Origin of the sequence: Nocardioides sp. Soil777 (assembly GCF_001428425.1) — a bacterium.
GTDB lineage: Bacteria > Actinomycetota > Actinomycetes > Propionibacteriales > Nocardioidaceae > Nocardioides > Nocardioides terrigena.
Genome location: NZ_LMSN01000017.1, coordinates 336793 through 363229, shown reverse-complemented (window position 1 = coordinate 363229; position 26437 = coordinate 336793). Strand labels below are relative to the sequence as shown.

The 26437-nt window shown below is 73.2% G+C and carries 26 protein-coding genes; 18 read left to right on the top strand and 8 right to left on the bottom strand.

Going from position 1 to position 26437, the window contains the following annotated elements; all coding sequences use genetic code 11:
• Positions 1 to 71 precede the first annotated feature (71 nt).
• The 4 genes from ASG88_RS16960 to ASG88_RS16945 form a co-directional block, all read right to left on the bottom strand.
• Positions 72 to 350 (bottom strand): GlsB/YeaQ/YmgE family stress response membrane protein, encoded by a 279-nt coding sequence (locus ASG88_RS16960; protein ID WP_056888599.1) that lies wholly within the window; start codon positions 348 to 350, stop codon positions 72 to 74.
• Between the two features lie 173 nt (positions 351 to 523).
• Complete coding sequence (locus ASG88_RS16955) at positions 524 to 742, bottom strand: DUF3107 domain-containing protein (RefSeq protein ID WP_056888598.1); 219 nt, start codon at positions 740 to 742, stop codon at positions 524 to 526.
• Between the two features lie 80 nt (positions 743 to 822).
• Positions 823 to 1404 carry a TetR/AcrR family transcriptional regulator gene (locus tag ASG88_RS16950; RefSeq protein WP_056888597.1) on the bottom strand — a complete coding sequence of 194 codons (582 nt, stop codon included), beginning with the start codon at positions 1402 to 1404 and terminating at the stop codon, positions 823 to 825.
• 177 nt (positions 1405 to 1581) lie between these two features.
• Complete coding sequence (locus tag ASG88_RS16945) at positions 1582 to 3891, bottom strand: immune inhibitor A domain-containing protein (RefSeq protein ID WP_235534896.1); 2310 nt, start codon at positions 3889 to 3891, stop codon at positions 1582 to 1584.
• A gap of 292 nt (positions 3892 to 4183) precedes the next feature.
• Here ASG88_RS16945 and moeZ point away from each other — a divergent pair, with 292 nt between their 5' ends.
• From moeZ to ASG88_RS16890, 11 genes are all read left to right on the top strand, one after another.
• On the top strand, positions 4184 to 5383 hold the full coding sequence (gene moeZ, locus ASG88_RS16940; RefSeq protein WP_056888596.1) for an adenylyltransferase/sulfurtransferase MoeZ: 1200 nt from the start codon (positions 4184 to 4186) through the stop codon (positions 5381 to 5383).
• A gap of 70 nt (positions 5384 to 5453) precedes the next feature.
• On the top strand, positions 5454 to 6341 hold the full coding sequence (locus tag ASG88_RS16935) for a hypothetical protein (RefSeq protein ID WP_056888595.1): 888 nt from the start codon (positions 5454 to 5456) through the stop codon (positions 6339 to 6341).
• 107 nt (positions 6342 to 6448) lie between these two features.
• Complete coding sequence (locus tag ASG88_RS16930; RefSeq protein ID WP_056888594.1) at positions 6449 to 7162, top strand: DUF4129 domain-containing protein; 714 nt, start codon at positions 6449 to 6451, stop codon at positions 7160 to 7162.
• Positions 7159 to 7605 (top strand): hypothetical protein, encoded by a 447-nt coding sequence (locus tag ASG88_RS16925; RefSeq protein ID WP_056888593.1) that lies wholly within the window; start codon positions 7159 to 7161, stop codon positions 7603 to 7605. The genes ASG88_RS16930 and ASG88_RS16925 overlap by 4 nt, the downstream gene beginning before the upstream one ends.
• A gap of 19 nt (positions 7606 to 7624) precedes the next feature.
• Positions 7625 to 8617, top strand: a complete 993-nt coding sequence (locus ASG88_RS16920; RefSeq protein WP_056888592.1) for an AAA family ATPase — start codon at positions 7625 to 7627, stop codon at positions 8615 to 8617.
• Positions 8614 to 9897, top strand: coding sequence for a DUF58 domain-containing protein (locus ASG88_RS16915; protein WP_056888591.1), 1284 nt, complete (start codon positions 8614 to 8616; stop codon positions 9895 to 9897). Before ASG88_RS16920 ends, ASG88_RS16915 begins: the two co-directional genes overlap by 4 nt.
• Positions 9894 to 10409 (top strand): hypothetical protein, encoded by a 516-nt coding sequence (locus ASG88_RS16910; protein WP_056888590.1) that lies wholly within the window; start codon positions 9894 to 9896, stop codon positions 10407 to 10409. The genes ASG88_RS16915 and ASG88_RS16910 overlap by 4 nt, the downstream gene beginning before the upstream one ends.
• A 92-nt stretch (positions 10410 to 10501) precedes the next feature.
• The gene (locus ASG88_RS16905; RefSeq protein WP_056888649.1) at positions 10502 to 11170 is read left to right on the top strand and encodes a lysophospholipid acyltransferase family protein; all 669 of its coding nucleotides are present in this window, start codon (positions 10502 to 10504) and stop codon (positions 11168 to 11170) included.
• A gap of 46 nt (positions 11171 to 11216) precedes the next feature.
• Positions 11217 to 14474 (top strand): ATP-dependent helicase, encoded by a 3258-nt coding sequence (locus ASG88_RS16900; RefSeq protein ID WP_235534895.1) that lies wholly within the window; start codon positions 11217 to 11219, stop codon positions 14472 to 14474.
• The gene (locus ASG88_RS16895) at positions 14471 to 17707 is read left to right on the top strand and encodes an ATP-dependent helicase (RefSeq protein WP_235534894.1); all 3237 of its coding nucleotides are present in this window, start codon (positions 14471 to 14473) and stop codon (positions 17705 to 17707) included. The genes ASG88_RS16900 and ASG88_RS16895 overlap by 4 nt, the downstream gene beginning before the upstream one ends.
• Before the next feature lie 86 nt (positions 17708 to 17793).
• The gene (locus ASG88_RS16890) at positions 17794 to 18678 is read left to right on the top strand and encodes a sigma-70 family RNA polymerase sigma factor (protein ID WP_056888589.1); all 885 of its coding nucleotides are present in this window, start codon (positions 17794 to 17796) and stop codon (positions 18676 to 18678) included.
• A gap of 245 nt (positions 18679 to 18923) precedes the next feature.
• On the opposite strand, the gene deoD is transcribed toward ASG88_RS16890, so the two are convergent.
• Entirely contained in the window at positions 18924 to 19634 is a 711-nt protein-coding gene (gene deoD, locus ASG88_RS16885; protein ID WP_056888588.1) for a purine-nucleoside phosphorylase, read from the bottom strand.
• A gap of 57 nt (positions 19635 to 19691) precedes the next feature.
• Between deoD and nudC the strand changes: the two genes are divergently transcribed.
• On the top strand, positions 19692 to 20621 hold the full coding sequence (gene nudC, locus ASG88_RS16880) for an NAD(+) diphosphatase (RefSeq protein WP_056888646.1): 930 nt from the start codon (positions 19692 to 19694) through the stop codon (positions 20619 to 20621).
• An 18-nt stretch (positions 20622 to 20639) separates the two neighbouring features.
• Here nudC and ASG88_RS16875 read toward each other — a convergent pair whose 3' ends face one another.
• Entirely contained in the window at positions 20640 to 20882 is a 243-nt protein-coding gene (locus tag ASG88_RS16875) for a mycoredoxin (protein ID WP_056888587.1), read from the bottom strand.
• A 78-nt stretch (positions 20883 to 20960) separates the two neighbouring features.
• Here ASG88_RS16875 and ASG88_RS16870 point away from each other — a divergent pair, with 78 nt between their 5' ends.
• From ASG88_RS16870 to ASG88_RS23585, 5 genes are all read left to right on the top strand, one after another.
• The gene (locus ASG88_RS16870; RefSeq protein ID WP_056888586.1) at positions 20961 to 23009 is read left to right on the top strand and encodes an ATP-dependent DNA helicase UvrD2; all 2049 of its coding nucleotides are present in this window, start codon (positions 20961 to 20963) and stop codon (positions 23007 to 23009) included.
• Positions 23010 to 23133: 124 nt separating this feature from the next.
• The gene (locus tag ASG88_RS16865) at positions 23134 to 23382 is read left to right on the top strand and encodes a hypothetical protein (RefSeq protein ID WP_056888585.1); all 249 of its coding nucleotides are present in this window, start codon (positions 23134 to 23136) and stop codon (positions 23380 to 23382) included.
• A gap of 155 nt (positions 23383 to 23537) precedes the next feature.
• Positions 23538 to 23870, top strand: coding sequence for a WhiB family transcriptional regulator (locus ASG88_RS16860; RefSeq protein WP_056888584.1), 333 nt, complete (start codon positions 23538 to 23540; stop codon positions 23868 to 23870).
• Between the two features lie 74 nt (positions 23871 to 23944).
• Positions 23945 to 24109 (top strand): hypothetical protein, encoded by a 165-nt coding sequence (locus ASG88_RS16855; protein ID WP_199907441.1) that lies wholly within the window; start codon positions 23945 to 23947, stop codon positions 24107 to 24109.
• Positions 24110 to 24213: 104 nt separating this feature from the next.
• Positions 24214 to 24384: a hypothetical protein gene (locus ASG88_RS23585; RefSeq protein ID WP_199907442.1), complete on the top strand. Its 171-nt coding sequence runs from the start codon at positions 24214 to 24216 to the stop codon at positions 24382 to 24384.
• Between the two features lies 1 nt (position 24385).
• On the opposite strand, the gene ASG88_RS16850 is transcribed toward ASG88_RS23585, so the two are convergent.
• Together ASG88_RS16850 and ASG88_RS23580 are read right to left on the bottom strand one after the other, a co-directional pair.
• Positions 24386 to 24904 (bottom strand): hypothetical protein, encoded by a 519-nt coding sequence (locus ASG88_RS16850; protein ID WP_056888582.1) that lies wholly within the window; start codon positions 24902 to 24904, stop codon positions 24386 to 24388.
• A gap of 162 nt (positions 24905 to 25066) precedes the next feature.
• Entirely contained in the window at positions 25067 to 25225 is a 159-nt protein-coding gene (locus tag ASG88_RS23580; RefSeq protein ID WP_091115022.1) for a DUF5679 domain-containing protein, read from the bottom strand.
• A 189-nt stretch (positions 25226 to 25414) separates the two neighbouring features.
• Between ASG88_RS23580 and ASG88_RS16845 the strand changes: the two genes are divergently transcribed.
• Positions 25415 to 26209, top strand: coding sequence for an enoyl-CoA hydratase/isomerase family protein (locus tag ASG88_RS16845; RefSeq protein WP_056888581.1), 795 nt, complete (start codon positions 25415 to 25417; stop codon positions 26207 to 26209).
• Positions 26210 to 26437: the final 228 nt, after the last annotated feature.

Genomic DNA, 26437 nt, shown 5'->3' with positions numbered 1-26437 from the left:
GACACGTGACGAAGGGCCCCGCACCAGTCGGTGCGGGGCCCTTCGACGTGCTGCGCGAGACGCGGTGAGCGTCAGACGTGCGTGCGCGAGCCGTGGTTGCGACCGGTGACGGTCGAGGCGATCACGACGAGCACGGCCGAGGTGATGATGGCGACGATCCAGCGGACCCAGTCGACACCGCCCGAGCCGTCGCCGCCGAAGGCCGCGTAGATGTAGTAGCCGAGGATGATGCCGCCGATGCCGCACAGGACGGTGAGCCACAGCGGGATGTTGTCCTTGTCGCCGGGGGCGACGAGCTTGCCGAGGAGGCCGATCACGACGCCTCCGATGATGAGCCACAGGATGTCCACGAGTTCTGCCTTTCGGATGCCACACCCTGATGGTGCGGTCGCTGCCGACCCGGAGGTCGACACACCAGCATCATCGTCCCCACGGGGGTCGGGATCAATTACCGACCCCCCGAAGGGTGGCCGCGAGTCGCGGGACCCCCGGAGCGCCCGTAGGAGCCCGGTGGATCAGGTGCTCAGCGGAAGCCGACGGTGCCGGCGACGCCGCCGCCGATCTCGACGTACGCGATCTTGTCGCCGGGGACCGCGATGGTGCGGCCCCGGGTGTCGGTGAAGCGGAACAGGCTCGAGGACGTGACGGCCTCGGTCAGCTGAGCCTCGATGTCCTCGGGGCTGGCGTCGGTCTCCACCACCAGCTCACGGGGGGCGTGCTGGACGCCGATCTTGACCTCCACGGGGTGACTCCTTCAGATGTACGACGGGGGTGTGTGGTGACGGTATCCAGCAGGGCCTGAGCGGCGCCGGCTGGTCCCGGTCAGTGCTCCAGGGGGTAGCCGCGGATCCCGCGCCAGGCCAGCCCGGCGACGAGGGCCGCCGCGTCGGCCTGGCTGATGCCGGCCGTCTCCGACAGCCAGAACCGGGCACTCACCTGCGCCATTCCCACCAGGGAGACGGCGAGGAGGCGCGAGGCGTCGTCGGGCAGGCCGGTGTCCTCGTGGATGACCTCGGCGATCATCGAGGCGCACTCGGTGGTGACCCGGTCGACGTGCTCGCGCACGGCGGGCTCGCTGGTCAGGTCGGACTCGAAGACCAGGCGGAAGGCACCGGTGTCGGCGGCGACGTAGGTGAAGAACACGTCCATCGTGGCCTCGACGCGGAGCTTGTTGTCCTGGGTGGCGGCCAGCGCCTGGCGGCAGTTGTCGATGATCGTGTCGCAGGAGGTGTCGAGCAGGGCGAGGTAGAGCTCGAGCTTGCCGGGGAAGTGCTGGTAGAGCACCGGCTTGGACACCCCGGCGCGGTCGGCGATGTCGTCCATCGCGGCCGCGTGGTAGCCCTGCGCCACGAAGACCTCGAGGGCCGACTCGAGCAGCTGGGCGCGGCGCTCGCGTCGCGGCATCCGGCCGCCCCGCGGCCGGGGCTCGCCCGAGTCGAAGCGATCAACGCTCACGTGTGTTTCCTCCCGCAGGATCGATGAGCCCGCAGCCTACTCGCAGGTAGAGGGCCCGGGGACGAAGCAGGGGCCCCGCGTGACGCGGGGCCCCTGCTCCTGTCGTGCTGGGTGTCGTGCTCCGGCTCAGGAGGCCGGGTTGGTGACGGAGACGGTGAGGAACCCGCCGGTGTCACCGGTGACGGTGGCCTTGACGCCGGCCCCTGCGACCTTGACCGAGTTCTGCGGGTTGGCCGAGGACCAGTACCGCAGCGGGTCGCTGTCGTCGAAGGTCGCGATGCCCGCGTCGGCCGGCGCGCACGCGGCCAGCTCCTGGACCGTCTGGTTCTTGCCCTTGCCGGTCAGGACCTCCTTGTGGAGGCAGGTCTCCGGCACCGCCTGGAGGCCGAAGGCCGCGTCGAACGGCTGGCGCCGGTTGCTCGGCCGGGTGCCGTCCGAGTACGTGAACGGCGCCGGTCGGGCGTCGACCGGCAGGGCCGATCCGCCACCCGGGTGGGTGGCGACGTTGTTGTCGGCGTACGCGTCGTTGACGTACCAGACGACCATGCCCGGGCGGAACTGGAAGAACTCCACCCAGTTGGGCTTGGTGAGCCCCTTCGAGAAGTTGTACGGGCCGGTGCCGAGCGTGGAGTCGTAGCCGACGTGCTGGCGGTTCTCGATGAGGTAGTAGCGCGGCGTGGTGACCGTCTCGGACCCGGTCGAGATCGTCCAGCCGGTGGGGGTCCAGCCGTTGTCGCCCGACTCGGCGCCGTCGGTGACGGTGCCGGTCGAGGACTTGATCGTCACGTTGTCGAGGAACGCGCCGGCCTCGTTGACGCCGCCGTCGGTCTGGTAGCGGAAGCGGAACTGGTGCGGACCCGACGACGTGTAGCTGTAGCGCAGGGTCTTCCAGCGGTTGCCCGACGAACCGTCGACGGGAGAGCCGACCTGGGTCCAGCTCTTGCCGCCGTCGGTGGAGGTCTCGGCGTACAGGTAGTCGTAGCCGGCCTCGATCTCGTACCACGCGGACGCGGTCACGGTGACCGAGCCGGAGCCGGTGACGTCACGGGACAGGGTGTGGTTGATCCCGTCGCCACGGCCCGACCACCAGGCGTTGGAGCCCTGCGGGGGAGTCGTGTACGACGTGGTGGTGGTGAGCTCGGGCAGGTTGACCTTGACGGCCTGGTCGGCCTCGTTGGCCGTGGTGCCGGGGTTGTCGTAGGTGTTCTGCGACGGGCCGAGGTTGACCGTGGACGCCTGGCCGGGGTCGACCTCGGAGTAGTCGAGCCAGCCGAGCTCGAGCTTCTCCTCCGGACCCATCAGGCCGGGCGTGGTGCCGATGCCCTCGCCGGCGGCCTCGCCGTCGCCGAGCCAGGAACCGGAGGACATGAGGGTCCAGAAGCTGGTGCCGTTCTCGCCACCGGCGGTGTCGTAGTAGTCCGGGAGGCCGAGGTCGTGGGCGTACTCATGGGCGAAGACGCCGAGGCCGCCGTTCTCGGGCTCGACGGTGTAGTCGCCGATCCAGAAGCCGGACTCGCCGATCTGGGTGCCGCCGAGCTTGTTGGCGCCGGGGCCGGTCTGGCCGTAGTCGGTGCCGTTGACGTACCAGCGGTGCGACCAGATGGCGTCGGGCGACGCGCCGCCCTCCTCGCCCTCACCGGCGTGCACGGCCTGGAAGTGGTCGATGTAGCCGTCGGGCTCGTTGAAGACGCCGTCGGTGTCGGCGTCGTAGCGGTCCCAGACGTCGAGCGTGGCGAGGTAGTCGTCGACCTCGTCCGCGGTCTTGCCGCTGGCGAGCTGGTCGGCGTACCAGGCGTCGACGGTGTCGGCGATGAACTGCCAGGAGCCGCCGTTGTCCTCGACGTCGTTGGCGCCGTAGGAGGCCAGACCGCCGGGGACGGTGACCCAGTCCTCGACCGTCGAGGAGACGGAGTACTTGCCCGACGAGACCTTGCGGTAGTAGTCGGTCATCGACTCGGTCGGCCCGTTGAACAGGTTGTCGTAGTAGGCCGCGTCGAAGTCCTCGCGCCACACCGTGGAGTTGTCGAGGGCGCGGTCGGGCTGCGGGATCGAGTTGTGCGAGACGTCGGAGAACTCCGAGAGCACGGTGAAGATCCGGTCGGTGCGGTTCACCGGGAACTCGTACGCCGTGGGCGTGTCGCTGCCGGGCTTCTTCGGGCCGAGGCTCACGGTGGCGCCGCCGCCCTGGCGGCGCTGGAGGTCGGCGGTGCCGTTGGCGAGCATCGCGAGGGCCTTCTCGCGGAGCGCGTCCTGGCGCTTGGTGAGCGGGCCGGGCCGGTTGTCGGGCCGGTGTGCACCGGTCTGACCGTTGCTGTCCGCGCGGTCGGGCGAGGCGCCCGCCGTACTGGCCGTCGTGGCGGCGAGGGTGGCCGCCATGGTCGCGGTGACCGCGACGGCGGTGCTCCCGGTGAGGAAGCGTCGGGTGGTGGGGTGCAAGGTGTCGTGCCTTCCCGGAGTGGGTGTGGGGGGAACCCGGGTGCAGACACGCTCGACGGATGGTCCGACGCATCCCGCCCGAGCAGGAAATCTTCAACCGGAGTGACCCTCACCCACGCAGGACGTCCTGACAAGACCCCTGGGGTCGAAGTTTGCCGTCCGTCATCGTCCGGATGCCGGGACGTGACCGGTTCGCGACCGGGGCGCGGGGAACATGGACGGCGTCGGCGGCGTTGCCCCCACGTCACCGAAGAGCCACCGAGAACAGTGCCGAGAAGCCTAGGAGTGCCCCGTGTCGTTCGCCCCGCTCGTCGAGCCTGCCGCCGAGCTCACCACCGACGAGGTGCGCCGCTACAGCCGGCACCTGATCATCCCGGACGTGGGCATGAGCGGCCAGAAGCGCCTCAAGAACGCCAAGGTGCTCGTGATCGGCGCCGGCGGCCTCGGCTCGCCCGCGCTGCTCTACCTCGCCGCGGCCGGAGTCGGCACCCTCGGCATCGCCGAGTTCGACGAGGTCGACGAGTCCAACCTGCAGCGCCAGATCATCCACGGCCAGTCCGACGTCGGCCGGCCCAAGGCCGAGTCGGCCCGCGACTCGATCCAGGAGACCAACCCGCTCGTCAACGTCGTCGTGCACAACGAGCGCCTCGACAACGACAACGTCAAGCGCGTCTTCGAGGGCTACGACCTGATCGTCGACGGCACCGACAACTTCGCGACCCGCTACATGGTCAACGACGCGGCGTACTTCCTCGGGATCCCCTACGTGTGGGGGTCGATCTACCGCTTCGACGGCCAGGCGTCGGTCTTCGCGCCGATGCTCGGCGAGGACCTGCCCTGCTACCGCTGCCTCTACCCCGAGCCCCCGCCGCCGGGCATGGTCCCCAGCTGCGCCGAGGGCGGCGTGCTCGGCGTGCTGTGCGCCAGCATCGGCGCGATCCAGGTCAACGAGGCCATCAAGCTGCTCACCGGCATCGGGGACCCGATCGCCGGCAAGCTGATGATCTACGACGCGCTGGAGATGGAGTACCGCAAGCTCAAGGTCCGCAAGGACCCCAGCTGCGCGCTCTGCGGCGAGAACCCCACCGTCACCGACCTCATCGACTACGACGCGTTCTGCGGCGCGGTGTCCGACGAGGCGGCCGAGGCCGCTGCCGGCTCGACCATCTCGGTCTCCACGCTGGAGCAGATGCTCAAGGAGCGCGAGGCCGGTGAGCGCGACTTCGTGCTGGTCGACGTGCGCGAGCCCAACGAGTACGAGATCAACAAGATCCCCGGCTCGGTGCTGATCCCCAAGGGCGAGTTCCTCAACGGCAACGCCCTCGGACAGCTCCCGTCGGACAAGCAGGTCGTCATGCACTGCAAGTCGGGCGTCCGCTCGGCGGAGACCCTCGCCATCGTCAAGGGCGCGGGCTACGCCGACGCCGTGCACGTCGGTGGCGGCGTGGTGGCGTGGGTGTCGCAGATCGACCCCAGCCAGCCGGCGTACTGACGCAGCACCCGGTCGACGCGATCACCACACGAGGCGTAACCCCTCCGGGTTGCGCCTCGTTGGCGTCTCCATGGACCCGAACCGATGGCACCGTGACCGATCGATCCTGACCCTGTCCTCGGCGGCAGCGCTGGCCGCCGCGGCCGTGCTGGCCGTCCCGGCGACGGCCGCCGCCGCCCCGGCGGACGTCTCGGCGTACGCCCCGGCGGACACCGCACAGATCCACCCGGGCGTGCAGATGTACACCGAGGGCGCCCAGTGCACCGCCAACTTCGTCTACACCGACGGCTCCGGCGCGACGTACGTCGGCTACGCGGCGCACTGCGCCGGCACGGGGGAGGCCACCGACACCAACGGCTGCGACGCCGCCTCCCTGCCGCTCGGCACCCGGGTGAGCTTCGTCGAGGGCGGCTCGCCGGCCACCGAGGGGACGACCGTGGGCCAGGGCACGCTGGCCTACTCATCCTGGCTCACCATGCAGCAGCGCGGTGAGACCGGCGAGAACGCCTGCGCCTACAACGACCTGGCGCTGGTGAAGGTCGACGCGGGCGACGTCGCCAAGGTCAACCCGTCGGTCCCGTTCTGGGGTGGGCCGGTGGCCGTCAACACGACGGGCACCGCTGCCGGTGACACGGTGTACTCGTACGGCAGCTCGAGCCTGCGTGCCGGGGTCGAGGCGCTTGCGCCCAAGCAGGGCACCAGCCTCGGCACCGAGGGCGACGGCTGGTCGCACCCGGTCTACACCGTGACGCCGGGCGTCCCCGGTGACTCGGGCAGCGCGTTCCTGGATGCCGAGGGCAACGCCCTGGGCACCCTCTCCACGCTCGCCCTGGCCCCGCTCGCCGGGTCCAACGGGGTGGGCGACCTGTCCCACGAGCTGTCCTACGCGCAGCAGCACGGGCCCCTCGCGGGCCTGCGGCTCGTGCCCGGCACCGAGCCGTTCAGCCCGGTCCTCTGACCCGCTGACCCGCTCGCCACAGTCGCCGGCGGCTCCGTCTCGTGGGGGGCGGAGCTGCCGGTCATGTCTCACCCCTCCCGGCCCTGTCGCGGGCTAGGGTCGCCGCCATGAGGAGGCCCGCCGTCGTCGCCACCCTGGCCGTGGCCGGTGCCTGCGTCCTCGTGGTGCTGGTCGCCTGGGCCGCCCTCGTGGGACCCCAGGAGGTCTTCACCGGCGACGGCCCGCAGATCAGCCGGGAGACGACGACCACCGCGACGGAGGAAGCGCCCATCGACACCGCGGGCACGACCCGCGACGACGTCGAGCAGGCCGACCCGCCGACCTGGGTGCGGGTGCTCCTCAACGTGGTCGGCGGCGCCGTGCAGCTCGCCGCCCTCGCCGGGATGGTGCTGGTCGCGTTCCTCCTCGTACGCCGCCTGCACACCGCCTTCGTCCGGCGCGGGACCCGCGAGGAGGCGGCCACCGGTGAGTTCGAGACCCTCGACGACCGGCAGCGGATCGCCGCCGCCATGGCCCGCGACGCCGACGAGCAGGCGCGGGTCCTCGAGGAGGGGGAGCCGCGCAACGCGATCGTGGAGTGCTGGCACCGCTTCGAGCTGCAGGCCGAGCGCGCGGGGATGGCGCGCCGGGAGTGGGAGACCTCCTCGGAGCTGGCGCTGCGGATGCTGGACGCCGCCGACGTCGACCGGGAGGCGGTGACCCGCCTGCTGGAGCTCTACCGCGAGGCCCGCTTCAGCGGCCACGAGGTGGGCGAGGCGGAGCGCCGGGCGGCCGTCGACGCGCTGGCCCGGATCCGCGCGAGCGTCGGGGCGGTCCGGTGAGCAGCCCGCTCCTCCGGGCCTGGTGGGCCCGCGCCGTCATCCTCGCGCTGGTGGTGGTCGTCGGCCAGGTCGTGCTCACCCTCCTGGACTTCGGGCCGCGGCTGCTGGGCTGGGCGCTGCTCGCGACCACGGTGGCGGCCCTGCTGTGGCTGCTCCTCGACGCGGCCGGGACCCACCCTGCGGGCTGGGACTCCGGCCTGCCGCCGTTCGTGCGGCCGGACCCCGGGGAGGCCACGACGTACAGCCGGGTCCTCGACAGCCACCTCGACTCCCGCGACCCCGGGCCGGCACTGCGCGACCGGTTGGTGGCGCTGGCCCGCTCCCGTGACCCCGACCTCGCCGACCCGGTGCTGCGCGACCTCGCCCAGCAACCCGCGCGCCGGCTGACCCCCGCCGACATCGACCGCTACCTGACCAGGATCGAGGCACTCCGTGGGAGATGACGCCGTGCAAGGTGACGCCGTGACAGATGACGCCGTCCCGCTGACCACCCAGGAGGCGACCCGTGTCGCAGCCGACGTGCTGGACCGGGTGGGTCAGGCCGTGGTGGGCAAGCGGCAGGCGCTCAGCCTGGTGCTGGCCGCGGTCCTGGCCAAGGGCCACGTCCTCATCGAGGACTTCCCGGGGCTCGGCAAGACCCTGGCCGCGCGCTCCTTCGCCCAGGCCCTCGGCCTGGACTTCGCCCGCGCCCAGTTCACGCCCGACCTGCTGCCGGCCGACCTCACCGGGTCGTATGTCTACGACCAGCGCAGCGGCGACTTCTCCTTCCGCGCGGGCCCGTTGTTCACCGGGTTGCTGCTGGCCGACGAGATCAACCGGACCCCGCCCAAGACGCAGTCCGCGCTGCTCGAGGCCATGCAGGAGGGACAGGTCACCGTGGAGGGGGAGACGCACCTGCTGCCGCGGCCCTTCCACGTGCTCGCGACCGCCAACCCGGTGGAGTACGAGGGCACCTACCCGCTGCCCGAGGCGCAGCTGGACCGGTTCCTGATGCGCGTCGACTTCGGTTACCCGACCGCCGACGAGGAGTACGACGTCGTCGCGCGCCGGGTGGCCCGCCAGCGCGAGGAGGTCGTGGTCGAGCCGGTGACGGACGCCCGGGGCCTGGCCGCCCTGCAGGCCGCGGTCGAGCGGGTGCAGGTCGACGAGTCGGTCGGCCGCTACTGCGTCGCCCTGGCCGCCGCCACCCGCGGCCACGCCGAGGCCCTCACCGGGGCGTCCCCCCGCGGGAGCCTCGGGCTGGTGCTCGCGGCCCGCGGCTGGGCGGTCATCCGGGGTCGCGACTACGTCGTCCCGGAGGACGTCAAGGCGGTGGCCCGGGCCGTGCTCGGCCACCGCGTCACGGTGCGCCCCGAGCTGTGGATGAGCGCCGCGTCGGGGCCCCGGATCGTGGACTCCGTCCTGGCCAGCGTCCCCACCCCGCACACCCTGGAGCAGGCCGCGGGGCGACGGTGACCCGCTGGGTCGCCACCCCCGCCCTGGCCCGGGCCTGTGCCGTCGCGGCGGCGGGCCTGGTCGGGGCGGTCGCGCTCGGGTCGCCGGTGCTGGTGGTCCTGACCGCGCCCTTCCTCGTGCCGGCGGTGCTCGGCCTGGTGCACCGGCCACGCACGACGCCCCGCCTGGTCCCCGACCTCGGGGTGCAGCGGTTGCACGAGGGGCAGGGCCTGGCCAGCGGCCTGGTGGTGGAGCCCGCCGACGGGGTCGAGCACGTGACCCGCGTGCTGGAGCGCCCGCCGTACGTCGTCCTCTCCCCACCGTCGGGGGTCGTCGGCGGCCTCCTCCGCGACGGCATGCCCGAGGCGGGCATCGGCGTCACCCGCTGGGGGCGCCGGCCCGTCGGCGCCGAGCAGGTCGCGCTCACCGGTGCCTGGGCCGGGTTCCGCTGGGGGCCGCGGGCGGTCCCGGCGGTCACCGTGCCGGTGCTGCCCCAGCCGGCCGCCTTCGACTCCCGGGCCGAGGCCCCGCAGCCGGACGGCCTCGTCGGCGCGCACCGCTCGCGCCGCGTCGGCAGCGGGACCGAGTTCAGCGGGATCCGGGGCTTCGCGGCGGGAGACCGGCTGCGCCGGATCCACTGGCCGGTCTCGCTGCGCACCGGCTCGCTGCAGGTCGTGACCACCCGGGCCGAGCAGGACTCGGGGGTGCTCGTCGTCGTGGACGCCTTCCGCGAGCTCGGGCACAGCGGGGGCGTGGACGGGCCGGCCAGCAGCCTGGACCTCACGGTGCGGGCCGCGTCGGCGCTCGCCGAGCACCACGTCCGGGTCGGCGACCGGGTGGGGCTGCGGGTCCTCGGACCGGGCGACGCCCGGGTCCCGCTCGGCACCGGCACCCGGCACCTCCACCGCCTGGCCGGCACCCTCGCCAGGATCGTCCCGGCGAACCGTCAGGTGGACGAGGACGCGGCCCTCGAGCTCGGGGTCCAGGGCGACTGCGTCGTCTACGTCCTCTCGCCGATGCTGGACGCGCCCGTCGTCACCGCGACGGCGATGCTGGTCCGTCGGGGCGTGCCGGTCATCGTCATCGACACGCTCGGGGAGCGCGACCTCGACGAGCTCGGCGGCCCCCGGTCGCGGGCGGGGCTCGCGTGGCGGATGCGGCGGGTCGAGCGGGACAACCTCCTCGACCGGCTGGCGGGCCTCGGCTGCCCGGTCGTGCCCTGGCGTGGTCCCGGCACCGTCGACGACGTCCTGCACCGCCTGGCCCGGCGGGCCCAGCAACCCCGGGTGCGTGCCCGGTGAACCGGGTCCGGCAGTGGCAGCCGTCGGCGGTCGCCGCGAGGGTCCTGGTGGTGCTGCTGCCGCTCCTCGCGATCGCCGCCGCGGGCCAGCGTCCGGCCACTCCGTTCCTGCTGGTGCTCGCGTTGCTGGCGCTGGGGTGGGGCGTCGCCCCGGAGTCGCCGGTCGGGCAGGTCGTGCTCGTCCTGGTCGTCGGCTGGTGGGGCGTGCGCGTCGCCGACCCGCTGCAACCGACCGTGCTGCTCGCCGGCGCGGCCCTGCTGGGGGCCCACGTGGCCGCGCTGCTGGCGTCGTACGGTCCCGCACGGCTTGCCGTCGACCGGCGGCTCGCGCTGCTCTGGGTACGCCGCGCGCTGCTGTCGCTGCTCGTCCTCCCCGTCGCGTGGGTCGCCGCACGCGGGCTGGGCTCCGCCCCGGAGCAGCCCGCGCTGTGGACCGTCGCGCTGCTGACCGTCGCCGGCGTCCTCGTGACCGCCGGGCTCGCCCTGCGCGAGGCGTCGTCCGACCGGGCGTGAGGTCGAGGCACGACCGGTGCGGTGACGGCCGTTCCGTCCGGGGCGCGGAGCCCTGCACGGTCGGGAGCCGGGTCGGGGCCACAATGGGCGCCATGATGTATCGCGTGCTGCACACGGTCGTGCCGCCGGTGGCCAAGGCCGTCTGGCGACCGACCGTCACCGGTCTCGAGCACGTGCCCCGCAGCGGGGCGGTGATCCTGGCCAGCAACCACCTCTCCTTCGTGGACAGCGTGGTGATCCCGGTCGTCGCTCCGCGCAAGGTGGTGTTCCTCGCCAAGTCGGACTACTTCACCGGCACCGGCGTCCGGGGCGCGATGCAGCGGGCGTGGTTCGAGGGGCTCGGCATGCTGCCGGTCGACCGCGACGACACCAAGGCCGCGATCGCCAGCCTCGACACGGCGCTCGAGGTGCTCGGCCGCGGGGAGGCGTTCGGGATCTACCCCGAGGGCACCCGCTCGCGCGACGGCCGGCTCTACCGCGGCCGGACCGGCGTCGCCCACCTCGCCCTCACCGCGGGCTGCCCGGTCGTGCCCGTCGGCCTGACCGGCACCCAGGACATCCAGCCGGTGGGCTCGACCCTGCCGCGGCTGGCGTCGGTCACCGTGCGCTTCGGCCCTCCGATCGACGTCGCGGGGGAGTACGACGGCGTGCCCTCCGGTCGCGCGCGGCGCGACCTCACCGACCGGGTCATGGCCGCGATCGGGGGACTGTCCGGCCAGGAGGAGGCCGGGGTCTACAACGAGCGCCCCACGGACGTGTGACCCCCGCCCGCGCCCCGGTGTCGGTGTCGTCTGGTTGGGTCGTCCCGTGACCATCCAGCACCCCGGGCAGCACCTCGCGAGGCCGACCTACCGGCTCGAGCGCAGCCAGCCCGGACAGGTGGCCGGACCGGTCCTCGACGCCCACCAGCAGCGCGTGGTCGACCACCCCGGTGGCCCGATGCTGGTGCTGGCCGGGCCCGGCACCGGCAAGACCACCACCCTGGTCGAGGCGATCGTCGACCGCATCGAGCAGCGCGGCGCCGCCCCGGACGAGGTGCTGGCCCTGACCTTCTCCCGCAAGGCGGCCGAGCAGCTGCGCGACCGGGTCACCGCCCGCCTCGGGCGCACCAGCACGACCACGCTGAGCTCGACGTTCCACTCGTTCGCCTACGGCCTGGTGCGGACCTACACGCCTGCCGGCGTCTACGACGGCCCGCTGCGGCTGCTGTCCGCGCCCGAGGCCGACGTGGTCATGCGCGAGCTCCTCACCGACCACCCCGAGTCGGTCGCCTGGCCGGAGTCGCTGGCGCGCGCGGTCGGCACGCGGGGCTTCGCCCGCGAGGTGCAGGCGGTGCTCGGGCGGGCCCGCGACAACGGTCTCGACGACCGCGGGCTGGTGGCGATGGGGCGCGAGGAGGGCGCACCCGAGCTGGTCGCGGCCGGCCTGTTCATGCAGCAATACCTCGACAACCTCGACGCCCAGAGCGCGATCGACTACTCCGACCTCATCCGGCGCGCGACCGCCCTGGCCGGTGAGCACCGCGCCGAGCTCCGGGCCCGCTTCACCCACGTCTTCGTCGACGAGTACCAGGACACCGACCCCGGGCAGGTCGCCCTGCTCCGGGAGCTGGCGGGCGACGGGCGCAACCTCACCGTCGTCGGCGACCCGCACCAGTCGATCTACGGCTTCCGGGGGGCGGAGGTGCGCGGGATCCTCGAGTTCCCCACGACGTTCCCCGCCGCCGACGGGTCGCCCGCCCAGGTGGTGGCGCTGCGCACGACCCGCCGGTTCGGGCCGAGGCTGCTGCTGGCCGCCCAGCGCATCGCCGGTGGGATCGCCCTGCCCGGCACCATCCCGGAGGCGGCGCGCGCCGACTTCGCCGCCCCGGTGGCGGAGTCCGGTGCTCACGGGGACGGGCGGGTCGAGGTGCTGACCTTCGACACCGAGCGTGCCGAGGCCGAGCACCTGGCCGACCTGCTGCGTCGCGCCCACCTCGAGGACGGCATCGCGTGGGACGACATGGCGGTCCTGGTGCGCTCGGGCCGGACGTCCATCCCCGGGCTGCGTCGCTCGCTCGGCGGCGCCGGGGTGCCCGTCGAGGTGGCGGGCGACGACGTCCCGCTCGTGCGTGACCCCGCCGCCCTGCCGTTGCTCGACGCCCTGCGGGCCATCCTCAACCTCGACAACGAGGACGGCGACCACGTCGACTTCATCGACCCCTCCCGGGCGGAGGCGATGTTGCTCGGCCCGCTCGCCGGCCTCGATGCCGGTCAGCTGCGCCGGCTCGGCCGGCTCCTGAGGGCCCGGGAGAAGGTCGCGGCCAAGGCGGAGGAGCGGGCTCCGCGCCGTTCCCGCGAACTGGTCCGCCAGGTGCTCGTCGACCCCGACTTCCTCACCGGGCTGGAGGGCCCCGAGGTCGACCGGGCCCGCGCCTTCGTGACCCTGCTCTGGAGCGCGCGGGCCGCCCAGGCCGACGGTGACACCGCCGAGGAGGTGCTGTGGCTGCTGTGGTCGGGCACCTCGTGGCCCGAGCGCCTGCGGCGTGGGGTCGAGCTCGGCGGTGCGGCCGCCCGGCGCGCCCACCGCGACCTCGACGCCGTGGTGGCCCTCTTCGAGGCCGCGGCGCGGGCCGAGGAGCGCAAGGACCACCTCGGCATCGCCAACTTCCTCGCCACCCTGGTCGCCCAGCAGATCCCGGGCGACACCCTGGCCGAGCGCGGGGTCCGTGGCGCGTCGGTGCGGCTGCTCACCGCCCACCGCGCCAAGGGCCTGGAGTGGCGCCTGGTGGTGGTCGCCCATGTCCAGCAGGACGTCTGGCCCGACCTGCGTCGGCGCAGCACCCTGCTCCAGGCCGACCGGATCCGCGCCGACGGCCTGGTGCCGCCGGTCAGCACGCGCGAGCTCCTCACCGAGGAGCGCCGCCTCTTCTACGTCGCCTGCACCCGCGCCCGCCAGCGGCTGGTGGTCACCGCGGTCGCGTCGGCCGACGACGAGGGCGAGCAGCCGTCCCGGTTCCTGGGCGAGCTGCAGATCCCGGCCGTCCACCACAGCGGACGCCCCCGCCGTCCGCTCTCGATGGCGGGCCTGGTCAGCGACCTGCGCCAGCACCTCGCCGACCCCGACACCCCGCCCGCCCTGGCCGAGGCCGCCGCGCGCCGCCTCAAGGCCCTGGCGCGGGAGTCGGTCGGCGGACGGTCCCTGGTGCCGCAGGCCGACCCCGCCACGTGGTGGGGCACCCGGTCCGCCAGCCTGTCCGCCCACCCCGTGCGCCCGGCCGACCAGCCGGTGCCGCTCTCGGCCAGCACGCTGTCGGGGCTGATGACCTGCCCGACCCAGCACTTCCTGTCCCGCGAGGCCGGCGGGGTGTCGCGCTCCCACCAGTCGGCCAACCTGGGCCAGATCGTGCACGCCCTCGCCGAGCGGGTCGGCACCGGCGACCTGGTGGCCGGCCCCGACGACGCCGACCTGCTCATGGAGCACGTCGACGCCGTGTGGCAGCGCCTGGAGTTCCGCACGCCGTGGGCCGCCGCCCGCGAGCACGCCCGGGTGCGGTCGGCCCTGGCCCGGTTCCTCGCCTGGCACCACTCCAACCCCCGCACCCTCGTGGGCACGGAGGCGAGGTTCACCACCGTCGTCGAGCTCGCCGACGGCGAGCAGGTCCGACTCGGTGGCTACGTCGACCGCCTCGAGGTCGACCACGACGGCCGCGTGGTCGTCGTGGACCTCAAGACCGGGCGCACCAAGCCGTCCGGCAAGGCCGTGCAGCGCGACTCCCAGCTCGCCCTCTACCAGCTCGCGGTCGACCGCGGCGCCGTCGACGAGGTCGTGCCCGGCGCGGCATCGGGCGGCGCGTTCCTCGTGCAGCTGGGGTCCCTCGACGACAACCCGTCGGCCGTCGAGCAGCGCCAGGACCCGCAGCCCGACGACTCGCCCGAGCGCGACGAGCTGCACGCCGCGCTGTCCGTCGCCGCCGGCTACCTGCGCCGTGAGGAGTTCCCCGCCATTCCCGGAGACCACTGCAAGGACTGTCCCTATGTCTCGCTGTGCCCCGCCAAGGGCGCCGGATCGGTGGTGACCCAGTGACCGCCACGACCGTCGCGGGCGTCCGTCCCGCACTGCAGATCGACACCCCCGAGCAGCTCCAGGCGGTCATGCAGGCGTCCTTCGCGCCGAGCCCCCAGCAGTGGGCCGCCATCACCGCACCGCTGTCACCCGCGGTCGTCATCGCCGGTGCGGGCTCGGGCAAGACCACGCTGATGGCCGCCCGCGTGGTCTACCTCGTGGTCACGGGCCAGGTGCGCCCCGACCAGATCCTCGGCCTCACCTTCACCACCAAGGCCGCCGGCGAGCTGCGCACCCGCATCCGTGCCGCCCTCGTCACGGCCGGGGTCCTGGACGCCGCGCCCCGCGACGACGAGGAGGACGTCCTCGAGCCGACGGTGGCGACCTACAACGCCTATGCCGCCAACCTGCTCACCGAGCACGGCCTGCGCATCGGCCACGAGCCCGACACCCGGGTGGTCACCGACGCCGCGCGCTACCAGCTCGGCGCCCGGGTGGTGGATCGCTACACCGGTGTCGTCGAGCACCTCACCGACCACGCCGAGACCGCGATCCAGAACCTCCTCGCCCTCGACTCGACGATGAGCGAGCACCTGCGCTCGCCCGCCGAGGTGCGCGCCTTCGACGCCGCGGAGCGGCCGGGCTTCCTGGCCGCCCGCCTGGAGGAGGCGCAGGGCAAGCACCGCGCGACCTACCTCGAGCAGATCGACAAGGCGCTCTCCGCCATCGACCGTCGGGCCGAGCTGCTCGGGCTCGTCGAGAGCTACCGCCGGCTCAAGGCCGACCTCGGCCTCATGGACTTCTCCGACCAGATCGCCCTCGGCGCCCGGCTCGCCGACGAGCAACCCGACGTCGGCGCCGCCGAGCGCGACAAGTTCCGGGTGGTCCTGCTGGACGAATACCAGGACACCTCGGTCGCCCAGGCCCTCATGCTCTCCCGGCTGTTCTCCGGGCCCGACGAGGCGTCCGGGCTCGGCCACGCCGTCACCGCGGTGGGCGACCCCAACCAGGCGATCTACGGCTGGCGGGGGGCCTCGGTGTCCAACATCCTCAACTTCGCCGAGACGTTCCCGGCTGCCCGCGGTGGGGTGCCGGTCCTCCCGCTCACCGTCAACCGACGCTCCGACGCACGCATCCTCGACCTCGCCAACGTCCTGGCCCGGCCGCTCTACGACGCCTTCCCGCAGGTCTCCCCGCTGGTCGCCAAGGAAGGCGCCGCGCCGGGCATCGTGCAGACCCAGGTCTACGAGACCCACCGCGAGGAGCTCGCCGCCCTGGTCGAGCGGGTCCGGGAGGCCCACGGTCGCACCGGTGACTGGTCGCGGCTGGGGGTGCTCACCCGCGACAACGCCCACGCCGAGGAGGTCTTCGACGCCCTCACCGGCGCCGACGTCCCGGTCGAGATCGTCGGGCTCTCCGGGCTGCTGCGGCTGCCCGAGGTGGCCGAGATCGTGGCGACCCTGCACCTGATGCACGACGTCACGGCCAACGCCTCGCTGCTGACCCTCCTCACCGGACCGCGCTGGGCGGTGGGGCCGCGCGACCTGCACCTGCTCGCCCAGCGCGCCGGTGAGCTGTCGGGCGGTCGCGGTCGCGCCCCCGAGGCCGCCGACATCGGCGAGCAGCTCCTCGAGATCGCCGACGGCGTCGACCCGGCCGAGGTGCCGGCGCTCGGTGACGCCCTGGAGGACCCCGGCACCGACCTGCCCTACTCGACCGAGGCCCGCGAGCGCTTCGCCCTGCTGGCCGGTGAGCTGCGCATGCTGCGCGCCCACGTCTCCGAGCCGCTGCTCGACGTCGTCCGCCGGGTCATCGACACCTCCGGCGTCGACATCGAGCTCTCCTCCGCTGTCGGTCCAGCAGCCCTGGCCCGGCGGGACAACCTCGACCTGTTCGTCAAGGCGGTCGCCGAGTTCCAGGCGGTCGACGGTGACGTCAGCCTGCCCGCGCTGCTGGCCTACCTCACCGCCGAGGACGACCAGGGCAACGGCCTCGACGCCGCGACGCCGTCCGAGGCCGACTCCGTCAAGCTGCTCACGGTGCACCGCTCCAAGGGCCTCGAGTGGCACTCGGTGTTCCTCGTCGGCGTGGGGGAGACCCGCTTCCCGTCCAACCGTGGCCGCACCCTGTGGACCTCCTCTCCGTCGGTGATGCCGGCGCCGCTGCGTGGCGACGCCCGCGACCTCCCGCAGCTCCAGGGCTACGACAAGGCCGCCCTCGACGCCTATCGGGCGGCCTCCAAGCAGCACGAGGCCACCGAGGAGCTCCGGCTGGGCTACGTCGCCTTCACCCGGGCCGAGCACGAGATGTGGGTGACCTCGTTCCTGTGGAACGCCCGCAAGACCCCGTTCGGGCCCTCGCCCTTCCAGGAGACGATGCGTGACGTCATCGAGGGGTGGGGCGAGGAGGTCGCCGGCTGGCTCGACAAGCCGGCGAGGGACGCCGTGCACCCCTACGCCGGCGAGGACCCGTCCCGGCCGTGGCCGCTGACCGGCATCGGCCGCGAGGCCAGGCTGCGCCTCGCGGCGGCCGAGGCCGTCCGAGCGGTCGATCCGGACGCGCCCGACGAGGGGCTCGACGTCGTCACGGCAGGCCAGGTCGCCGACTGGGACGCCGCCATCGAGCGGTTGCTGGCCGAGGCCCGGGCCGATCGGGGCGGGCAGATCCGCGTCGAGCTGCCCTCCAGCCTGTCCGCGACCGCGATGAGTCGGCTGCGCGACGACCCCCAGCTGTTCGCCCGCGAGCTGGCCCGGCCGATGCCGCGCAAGCCGTCGTCGGCGGCACGGTTCGGCACCCGGTTCCACGCCTGGGTCGAGTCCCGCTTCGGGCAGCCCGAGCTCATCCCCTACGACGAGCTGGAGGGGCGCGCCGACGCGGGCATCGACGACGAGTCGGAGCTCGCCGAGCTGGTCGCCCGCTTCGAGTCCGGCCCGTACGCCGACCGCGTGCCGCACGCCGTCGAGGCGCCGTTCGCGCTGGTGCTGGCCGGTCAGGTGGTCCGCGGCCGGATCGACGCGGTCTACGCCGAGGACGTCGACGGTGAGCGCGGCTTCGTCGTCGTCGACTGGAAGACCAACAGGACGGCGACGGCCGACCCGCTCCAGCTCGCGATCTACCGCCTCGCGTGGGCCGAGCTGACCGGCACCCCGCTCGAGCGGGTGCGCGCGGTGTTCCACTACGTCCGCTCGGGACAGACCGTGGAGCCCGACGACCTCCCCGGCCGCGAGGAGCTGGAGCGCATCGTCAGCGGCTGAGCGCCGGTGTCACACCCGTCGCCCGCCGCTCGTCATGTCGTCGACGGACCCGGTTGGGGTCCGGTCGGACGCGGGAGGATGGGGACATGACCGAGGACGAGGTGCTGGCCGGCCGGTTCGAGCGCGCGCGCCCGCGGCTGCACGCGGTCGCGGTGCGGATGCTCGGCAACCACGCCGCCGCCGACGACGTGGTGCAGGAGGCGTGGCTGCGCCTGCACCGCAGCGAGCCCGACGGCATCGACAACCTCGACGGCTGGCTGACCACGGTGGTGTCGCGGATCTGCCTCGACACCCTCAAGTCCGGTGCGACCCGACGGGAGCAGCCCGTCGGCGAGTTGCCGGAGACCGTCGACGCACACGATCCGGGCCCGGCCGACCAGGTGGTCACGGCCGACGCGGTGGGCGCCGCCCTGCTGGTGGTGCTCGACCAGCTCGGCCCCAACGAGCGGCTGGCCTTCGTGCTGCACGACCTCTTCGGGGTGCCCTTCGACGAGGTGGCGCCGATCGTCGACACGAGCCCGGCCAACGCGCGCCAGCTCGCCTCCCGCGCCCGGCGCAAGGTCCGCGGTGGCGAGTCGGAGCCCGACCGCCGGCGCCAGCGCGAGGTCGTCGATGCCTTCCTCGAGGCCGCCCGGGAGGGCCGCTTCGAGCGCCTGCTCACGATGCTCGACCCCGACATCGAACTGCGCGCGGACGCGTTCTCGGTGAGCGCCGCCGCGACCCGACGTCACCTCGGGGCACCCGCGCTCGACCCCGTCATGCGAGGCCGCGAGACGGTCGCCGAGGTTTTCCACGGCCGGGCGGCCGCCGCCCAAGCGGCGTACGTCGACGGCCTGCCCGCCGCCGTCTGGGCTCCGGGAGGGACGACGCGGTCGGCGTGGGTGCTGACCATCGCCAACGGGGTCATCACCCGGGTCGAGATGCTGGGCGACCCCGCCACGCTCGCCCGCCTCGAGGTCGAGCTGCTCTGACCCAGGGTGGTCGCCGGCCTGCACCCGGCGCCCACACGGACTGGCGGCCCGCGACAGTCGGTACGACGACCCGGTTGTCGTCCGCCGCCAGTCAGCACGTGGTCCTGGGGCTCAGGGCCAGGTGCCCACGCGGACTGGCGGCCCGCGACAGTCGGTACGACGACCCGGTTGTCGGCCGCCGCCAGTGAGCACGAGTCGCCGGGAGTCGCCGGGGCGTCGCCGGGGCAGAGGGCGCCGCCGGGCGGTCAGTCGGGCAGCGCGGCGGTCAGCGCGATCTCGATCATCGCGCCGAAGGTCTGCTCGCGCTCCTGCGAGGTGGTCTCCTCGCCGGTGACGATGTGGTCGGAGACGGTGCAGATCGCCAGCGCGGCGCGCCCGTGGGCGGCGGCGAGCGTGTAGAGCGCGCTGGCCTCCATCTCGACGGCCAGGACCCCGTGGTCGATCATCGGCGCCATCAGCTCGACGCGCGGGGAGTAGAACGAGTCGCTGGAGAAGATCAGCCCCACGTGCGTGGTGGTGCCCGGCAGGGCCGCGGCGGCGTCGTACGCCCGGCGGAGCAGGTGGAAGTCCGCGACGGGGGCGTAGTCGTAGCCGTGGAAGCGGTGGGTGTTCATCGAGGAGTCGGTGCACGCGCCGCTGGCGATGATCACGTCGCGCACGGCCACCGCCTCGGTGAGCGCCCCGCAGGAGCCGACGCGGACGATCGACTGCACGTCGTACTCGCGGAAGAGCTCGGTGGCGTAGATCGCCAGCGAGGGCTGCCCCATGCCCGAGCCCTGGACGGAGACCCGGTGGCCGCGCCACGTGCCGGTGTAGCCGTACATGCCGCGGACCTCGGTGTAGCACTGCGCGTCGTCGAGGAAGTTCTCCGCGATCCACCTTGCTCGCAGGGGGTCCCCGGGCATGAGGACGACGGGGGCGATCTCGCCGGGACGGGCGCCGATGTGGGTGCTCATGGGCCGACGATATGGCAGGGCGACGGGCACGACCCACGGGCCAGTAGCGTGGCGGACGTGAACGACAGCAGCCCCCAGCGCAGCCTCCCGCACCTGGCCCTCTCCGCCCACGCGCACAACAGGGTGGGGGAGCGTCGCACCGACGAGGCGTGGCTCGACGAGCGGTGGGCCGACCCGGGCACGAAGGTGCTCGTCGTCGCCGGCAACCGGCTGCGACCGGTGGACGGCGACCTCGGCTGGGTGGCTCCGGCGCACGCGCCGGCGGGCACCCGGGTGCTGCTCGGTGAGCGCGACGGGGAGACCCGGTTCGCGGTGCTCGCCGACCCCGACGACGTGCCCGGCGAGCGGGAGGAGTGGGTGCCGTTGCGGGGGCTGCTGCCCGCGCTGGTCGCCGACCCCGGTGCCGCTCCGTGGCTTTTCCACGCGATCGGCCTCGCGGAGTGGCACTGGGTCACCCGGCACTGCCCGCGCTGCGGCTCGGCGCTGGAGTCCCGGCACGCCGGCCACGAGCTCGCCTGCACCGGGTGCGGACGCCAGCAGTTCCCGCGCACCGATCCGGCGGTGATCATGGCGATCACCCACGGTGAGCCCGGGTCGGTCGACGAGCGGCTGCTGCTCGGCCACCAGGCCGTGTGGCCGCAGGGGCGCTACTCGACCCTGGCCGGCTTCGTCGAGCCGGGGGAGACCTTCGAGGACGCCGTACGCCGCGAGGTGCTGGAGGAGGTCGGCGTCACCGTGGGCGACGTGGCCTACTTCGGCAACCAGCCGTGGCCGCTGCCGGCCAGCCTGATGATCGGCTTCCGCGGGGTCGCGGTCACCACCGACATCGACGTCGACGGGGCGGAGATCGCGGACGCCCGCTGGTTCACCCGCGACGAGCTGCGCGAGGGCTGCGAGTCCGGGGAGGTCCTCATCCCGGCCGGCATCTCGATCTCGTCCTCGCTCATCGAGGACTGGTACGGCGCCCCGCTGCCGGGCGGCTGGTGACGCCCGGACCGTCGCGCGTCAGGCCAGCGCGGCGAGCTTCTCCTTGACCTGGGCCAGGCTCGGGTTGGTCTGCGCGGAGCCGTCGGCGAAGACCAGGGTCGGGACCGTCTGGTTGCCGTTGTTCGCCTGCTCGACGATCAGCGCCGCGTCGGGCTGCTGCTCGATGTCGACCACCTCGTAGGCGATGCCCTCCCGGTCGAGCTGACCGCGGAGCCGGTGGCAGTAGCCGCACCAGGGGGTGCTGTACATCGTGAAGGTCATGGGTGTCGGTCCTGACGTCTAGGGTTTCTCGTGTTCCGCCGAGTCCAACCAACCACGCGCAGGAGTTGTTCCACGCCCATGCCCCCCCCCACCGACCTGCTCGACGCGCTCGACCCCGAGCAGCGTCGGGTCGCCGAGGCGCTGCGTGGCCCCGTGCGGGTGCTGGCCGGCGCGGGCACGGGCAAGACGCGGGCGATCACCCACCGCATCGCCTACGGCGTGGCCACCGGGCTCTACGTCCCCACCGAGGTCCTGGCGGTCACCTTCACGACACGGGCGGCGGGCGAGATGCGAGGCCGGTTGCGCGGGCTCGGCGCCGGGGGAGTCCAGGCCCGCACGTTCCACTCCGCCGCCCTGCGCCAGCTGCGCTACTTCTGGCCCCGCGTCCACGGGCACGACCTGCCCAACCTCATCGAGTCCAAGATCGGCCTGCTCGCGCAGGCCGCCCGTCGCCAACGGATCAACGCCGACCAGGCGCTCTTGCGAGACCTGGCCAGCGAGATCGAGTGGGCCAAGGTCAGCAACGTCGGGCCCGACGACTACGCCCGGGTCGCCCCCGCCCGCAACCGCTCCGTCTCCACCCTCGACCCCGACACCGTCGGCCGGATCTTCGAGGGCTACGAGGAGGTCAAGCGCGGCCAGGGCCGGATGGACATGGAGGACGTCCTGCTCTTCGCGGCCGGGCTGCTCGCCGAGGAGGAGGCGGTGGCGGCGCAGGTGCGCCGGCAGTACAAGTGGCTCGTCGTCGACGAGTTCCAGGACGTGTCCCCGCTCCAGTCGGCCCTGCTCGACCTCTGGCTGGGCGGGCGCGACGAGCTGTGCGTCGTCGGCGACCCCGCGCAGACGATCTACTCCTTCGCCGGGGCCAACGCCGCCTACCTGCGTGAGTTCACCACCAAGTTCCCCGACGCCACCTCGATCGAGCTGGTCCGCAACTACCGCTCCACCCCCGAGGTCGTCACCGCCGCCAACCACCTGCTCGCCGGCACCCCGAGCAAGGGCGTCGACCTGGTCGCGCAGCGGCCGTCCGGCAGCCCGGTGCGCTACACGGCCCACGCCGACGAGGTCGCCGAGGCCGCGGCGGCCGCCGACCGGATCGCCGCGCTGCGCGCCGCCGGCACCCCGGCCGGTGAGATGGCCGTCCTGTTCCGGATCAACGCCCAGTCCGAGACGTTCGAGGACGCGCTCACCTCGCGGGGCGTCCCGTACGTCGTCCGCGGTGCGGCCCGCTTCTTCGACCGGGGTGAGGTGCGACAGGCCGTGACCCTCCTGCGGGGCACCGCCCGCGGTGGGCAGGAGGACGGCACCGTCCCCGACCTGGTGCGCGCCACCCTCTCGGGGATGGGCTGGTCGGCCGAGGCCCCCGGCACCCGCGGCGAGACCCGCAACCGGTGGGAGTCGCTGCAGGCGCTGGTCGACCAGTCGACCGAGTTCGTGGTCGAGCAGCCGGGGGCCACCCTCGGCGACTTCGTCGACGACCTCGACCGTCGCGCCGCCGAGCAGCACGCGCCGCTCGCCGACGGGGTCACCCTGGCCACGCTGCACGCGGCCAAGGGCCTGGAGTGGGACGCCGTCTTCCTGTGCGGCCTCCAGGACGGCACCCTGCCGATCACCTACGCCGACACCCCGGCGGCCGTCGAGGAGGAGCGTCGGCTGCTCTACGTCGGCATGACCCGGGCCCGCCGCGAGCTGTCGATCTCCTGGGCGCTCGCGCGCAACCCCGGGGGCAGGGCCACCCGCAAGCCCTCACGGTTCCTCGACGAGGTGGCCGAGGTCGAGCGGGCCGCCGCGTCCAAGGCGCCCAGCCGGCGCAACCGCAAGGCCATGCACTGCCGCGAGTGCGGCACCGCCCTCAGCACCCCCGCGGAGAAGAAGCTCGGCCGCTGCGCGGACTGCCCGGCGTCGTACGACGAGGCCCTCTTCGAGCGACTGCGCGAGTGGCGCCTCGAGCGTGCCGCGGACGACAAGGTGCCGGCGTTCGTCGTGTTCACCGACGCGACCCTCCAATTGATCGCCGAGCACCGGCCCGCCGACGAGGGGGCGTTGCGGCGCATCAGCGGGGTCGGTCCCTCCAAGCTCAGCAAGTACGGCGACGACGTCCTCGCGCTCGTCTCGAAGGAAATCTGAAGAAATACCCATTAAATCGTTTGCCCATTACACGGGGCAGGCGTTAGTTTCTTCTCCAACAGCCCACGCGCTTACGACCACTGGCACTGGTCGGCGCCCGACGCCCCGAAGGAGGTGGCACCAGATGGAGATCTACACCAACACCATGACGGCCTCGACGCCGTCCTTCGGCATGCCCGTCGCTGTTGCCACGTCCCCGCGCGCGGCCGCTCCCTGCCTTCAGCAGGTGAAGTCCGTCGCGACGCCGTTGGCCCACGTGGCCGGCATCGCCGTCATGGACGCCGTCGACGCCGTTCGCGGCATCGAGCTCGACGCCATCCGCGTCAAGGGAGCATTCCCGGGTCCGACCGCCTGGAGACCACCGATCGTCTGACACCAGACGCACATCGGCAGCCTCCAGGCCGCGGAACCCACACCGGGATCCGCGGCCTTTCTGTTTCTCCGTAACGGGAGACAGCTGGGCCGGATCCCGCAGACACGAGTTTCTTCTGCACCAGCGATCAGGTCCACGAGAAGGAGGTGACACACATGACCATCAGTGTTCTCGACCGCAACCGAGCTGCCGACGCCGCCCACGACCTGGGTGACCTGCACGACGCAGCTGCGCAGGTGGACGACGAGCTGCTGCCCTGCCGCACCAACAACGCAGAGCTGTGGTTCGCCGAGTCCCCCACGGATGTCGAGCACGCCAAGAGCCTGTGCCAGGGATGCCCGGTCCAGGCGATGTGCCTCGACGGCGCTCTCGAACGGCGCGAGCCGTGGGGCGTCTGGGGCGGCGAGCTCTTCCTCCAAGGCGTGGTGATCCCGCGCAAGCGCCCCCGCGGCCGACCCCGCAAGAACCAGGACGAGGTCGCCGCCTGACGGCGGTCCTCACCACTTCTCAGGCAGGACCTTCGGACATTCACATGACACTTCTCCACAGAGACGGATACGACATGAACACCATGCAGGAAGACCTGGCGCGCGCACAGATGACCGCGCGCCTGGGAGAGGCGCAGCAGAACCGGCGTGGCCACCAGCTGGCCCTGGCCCGCCGGATGAGCCGCAAGGCCGAGCAGGCTGCACAGCAGGCGCGTCTCGCCCTCGCCCGTGCGATCTAGGACCAGCCTCGCCCTGATCGCGGGTGATGCAGAGCGACAGCCGGCACGAACCCTCCGGGGATCGTGCCGGCTGTCGGCATTTCTTCTCCAGTAACCTCGAGGGCGTGAGCGAGCAGCCGACGACGTGCGACTTCTGCGGCCGGCAGGGGACCGGGGCCGAGACCCTCACCTGGACGACGTCGGTGGAGAACGGTCGCCAGCGCACCTACTGCGAGGAGTGCTCCCGCACCCACCTGCGAGCGATCGAGGGCAAGCTCGACAGCGAGTGGTGGTAGGTCAGACGGCCTCGCCCCACGAGCACCCGCAGTGCGGGTGACGCTGCCACGACCGGGCGTCGGGACGGAGGTCGGTCCCCACGGTGACGGTGGACGACCACGTCGACGGGGTGCCGCCACCGACCCACGTGGCGACGTCGCGGGCTGCCCAGCCCAGTGCCAGCGCCAGCAGTCCCGCGTCCACGCCCGGCCCGGGGGCGAGCGGCGCCGCGACCGGACGGTCGGACGGGGTGGGCCCGTCGCGCCAGGCGCGCACGCAGCGCAGGCAGGCGGTCAGGCCGGGGACGACGAACGGTCCGACCCGTACGGCGTCGGGCACCGCCGCGACCGTCAGGTGCGGTCGGGAGTCCACGACCCACGGATCGGCGCGCCGGCAGTCGTCGGGCAGGTCGGTGACGTGCAGGACCACCTCGGCACGCGGGTCGTGCCGCAGGCCGGCGGCGGCGGCGAGCGGGGCGACGTACGCGTGCCACGGGTCGATGGTCTCGAGCCGCACGGGCAGCGGGGACGACAGGCGCATGCCGGCCACCCTGCCCCGACGCGGGTCGTTCGCGCACCTGCTCCTCCACAGGGCCGTCGCAGGCGACCGGAGACGACCGGAGACGACCCGAGACGACGACGGCGTCGCCCCGTGGGGCGACGCCGTCGTGCAGCTGCTGGTGGGGTCAGTGACCGGTCCGGGTCACGCCTTGCCGAGGATGCGGTTGAGGTTGGTGCTGCAGACCGGGCAGACGGCCTTGGCCATCCGGGTGCCCTTGTCGTTGACCTTGACCTCGCCCTCCGCCTCGCGCTTCTCCTTGCACTTCACGCAGTAGAACTCGCCGCTCCAGGTCTCTGCCATGACGGCCTCCTTGACTGTTGATCACGCTGTTGTCGCGCGGGTCGGGTGGGGAAGCCCGTGCGGGTCCGGGAGCGTGGGGACACCCGGTCCGCCTGTGACACTACCCAAACCGCGCCCCGGCGGCCCGCGACACACTTGTGGCGGGTGACCGGGGGAGCGCGGCGCTCGGCGGTCAGTACCCTTCCGGCCATGGCCGACTACACGCACCTGCGCCTCGACCGCCCCTCCGAGGGCGTCGCCGTGCTGACCCTCGACAACCCCGACATGCGCAACGCGATGAGCGACGAGATGACCTTGTCCTGGGTCCGCGCCATCGACGAGCTGGCCGCGGACCGCTCGCTGCGGGTGGTCGTGGTCACCGGGGAGGGGTCGGCCTTCTGCTCCGGCGGCAACACGTCGTGGATCTCCAGCGAGCCCGATGCCACCGTCGACCACCTGCGCCGGAGGATGCTGCCGTTCTACCGCGCCTGGCTCTCCATCCGGCGCCTCGAGGTGCCGACGATCGCCGCGGTCAACGGCCACGCGATCGGCGCCGGCCTGTGTCTCGCCCTCGCCTGCGACATCCGGTACGCCGCCCCGGGCGCCAAGCTCGGCGTCCCCTTCGTCAAGCTCGGGATGCACGCCGGGATGGCCGGGACCTACCTGCTGCCCGAGGTGGTGGGCCCGGCCCACGCCCGGGACCTCCTGCTCACCGGCCGCGTGGTCGAGGCCGACGAGGCGCTGCGCATCGGCCTGGTGTCGCGGGTCATCGATGCGGAGTCCTTCGACGCCGAGGTGCTCCGGACCGCCGAGGGGATCGCCGCGACGGCGCCGATCGCCACCCGCCTCACCAAGATCGCGCTGGCCGACGGAGGGCACGCCGACTTCGAGAGCGCCCTGCAGTGGGAGGCGCTGGCCCAGCCGGTGACGCTGGCGACCGAGGACCTCCAGGAGGGCATCCGCGCCAGCCGCGAGAAGCGCCCGCCGGTCTTCGAGGGGCGCTGACCACAACTCATCGGCGGCCGCGCGCGACCCGGCGTCGTACGGGACGAAGAAGAGGCCGCACGGCCGTCCGCTCCACGCCTGCCTTCCCCAGCGGACGTCTCACGGGCCGGCTGTGCGACCTCGTCTGGGCGTCACGCTAGGAGGTCGGGACGACGCGGTCAACGCCGTGCTGTCCACCCCTGTGGACAAAGCTGTGGACAAGGTGTGCACGACACGCCACCGGGCTGG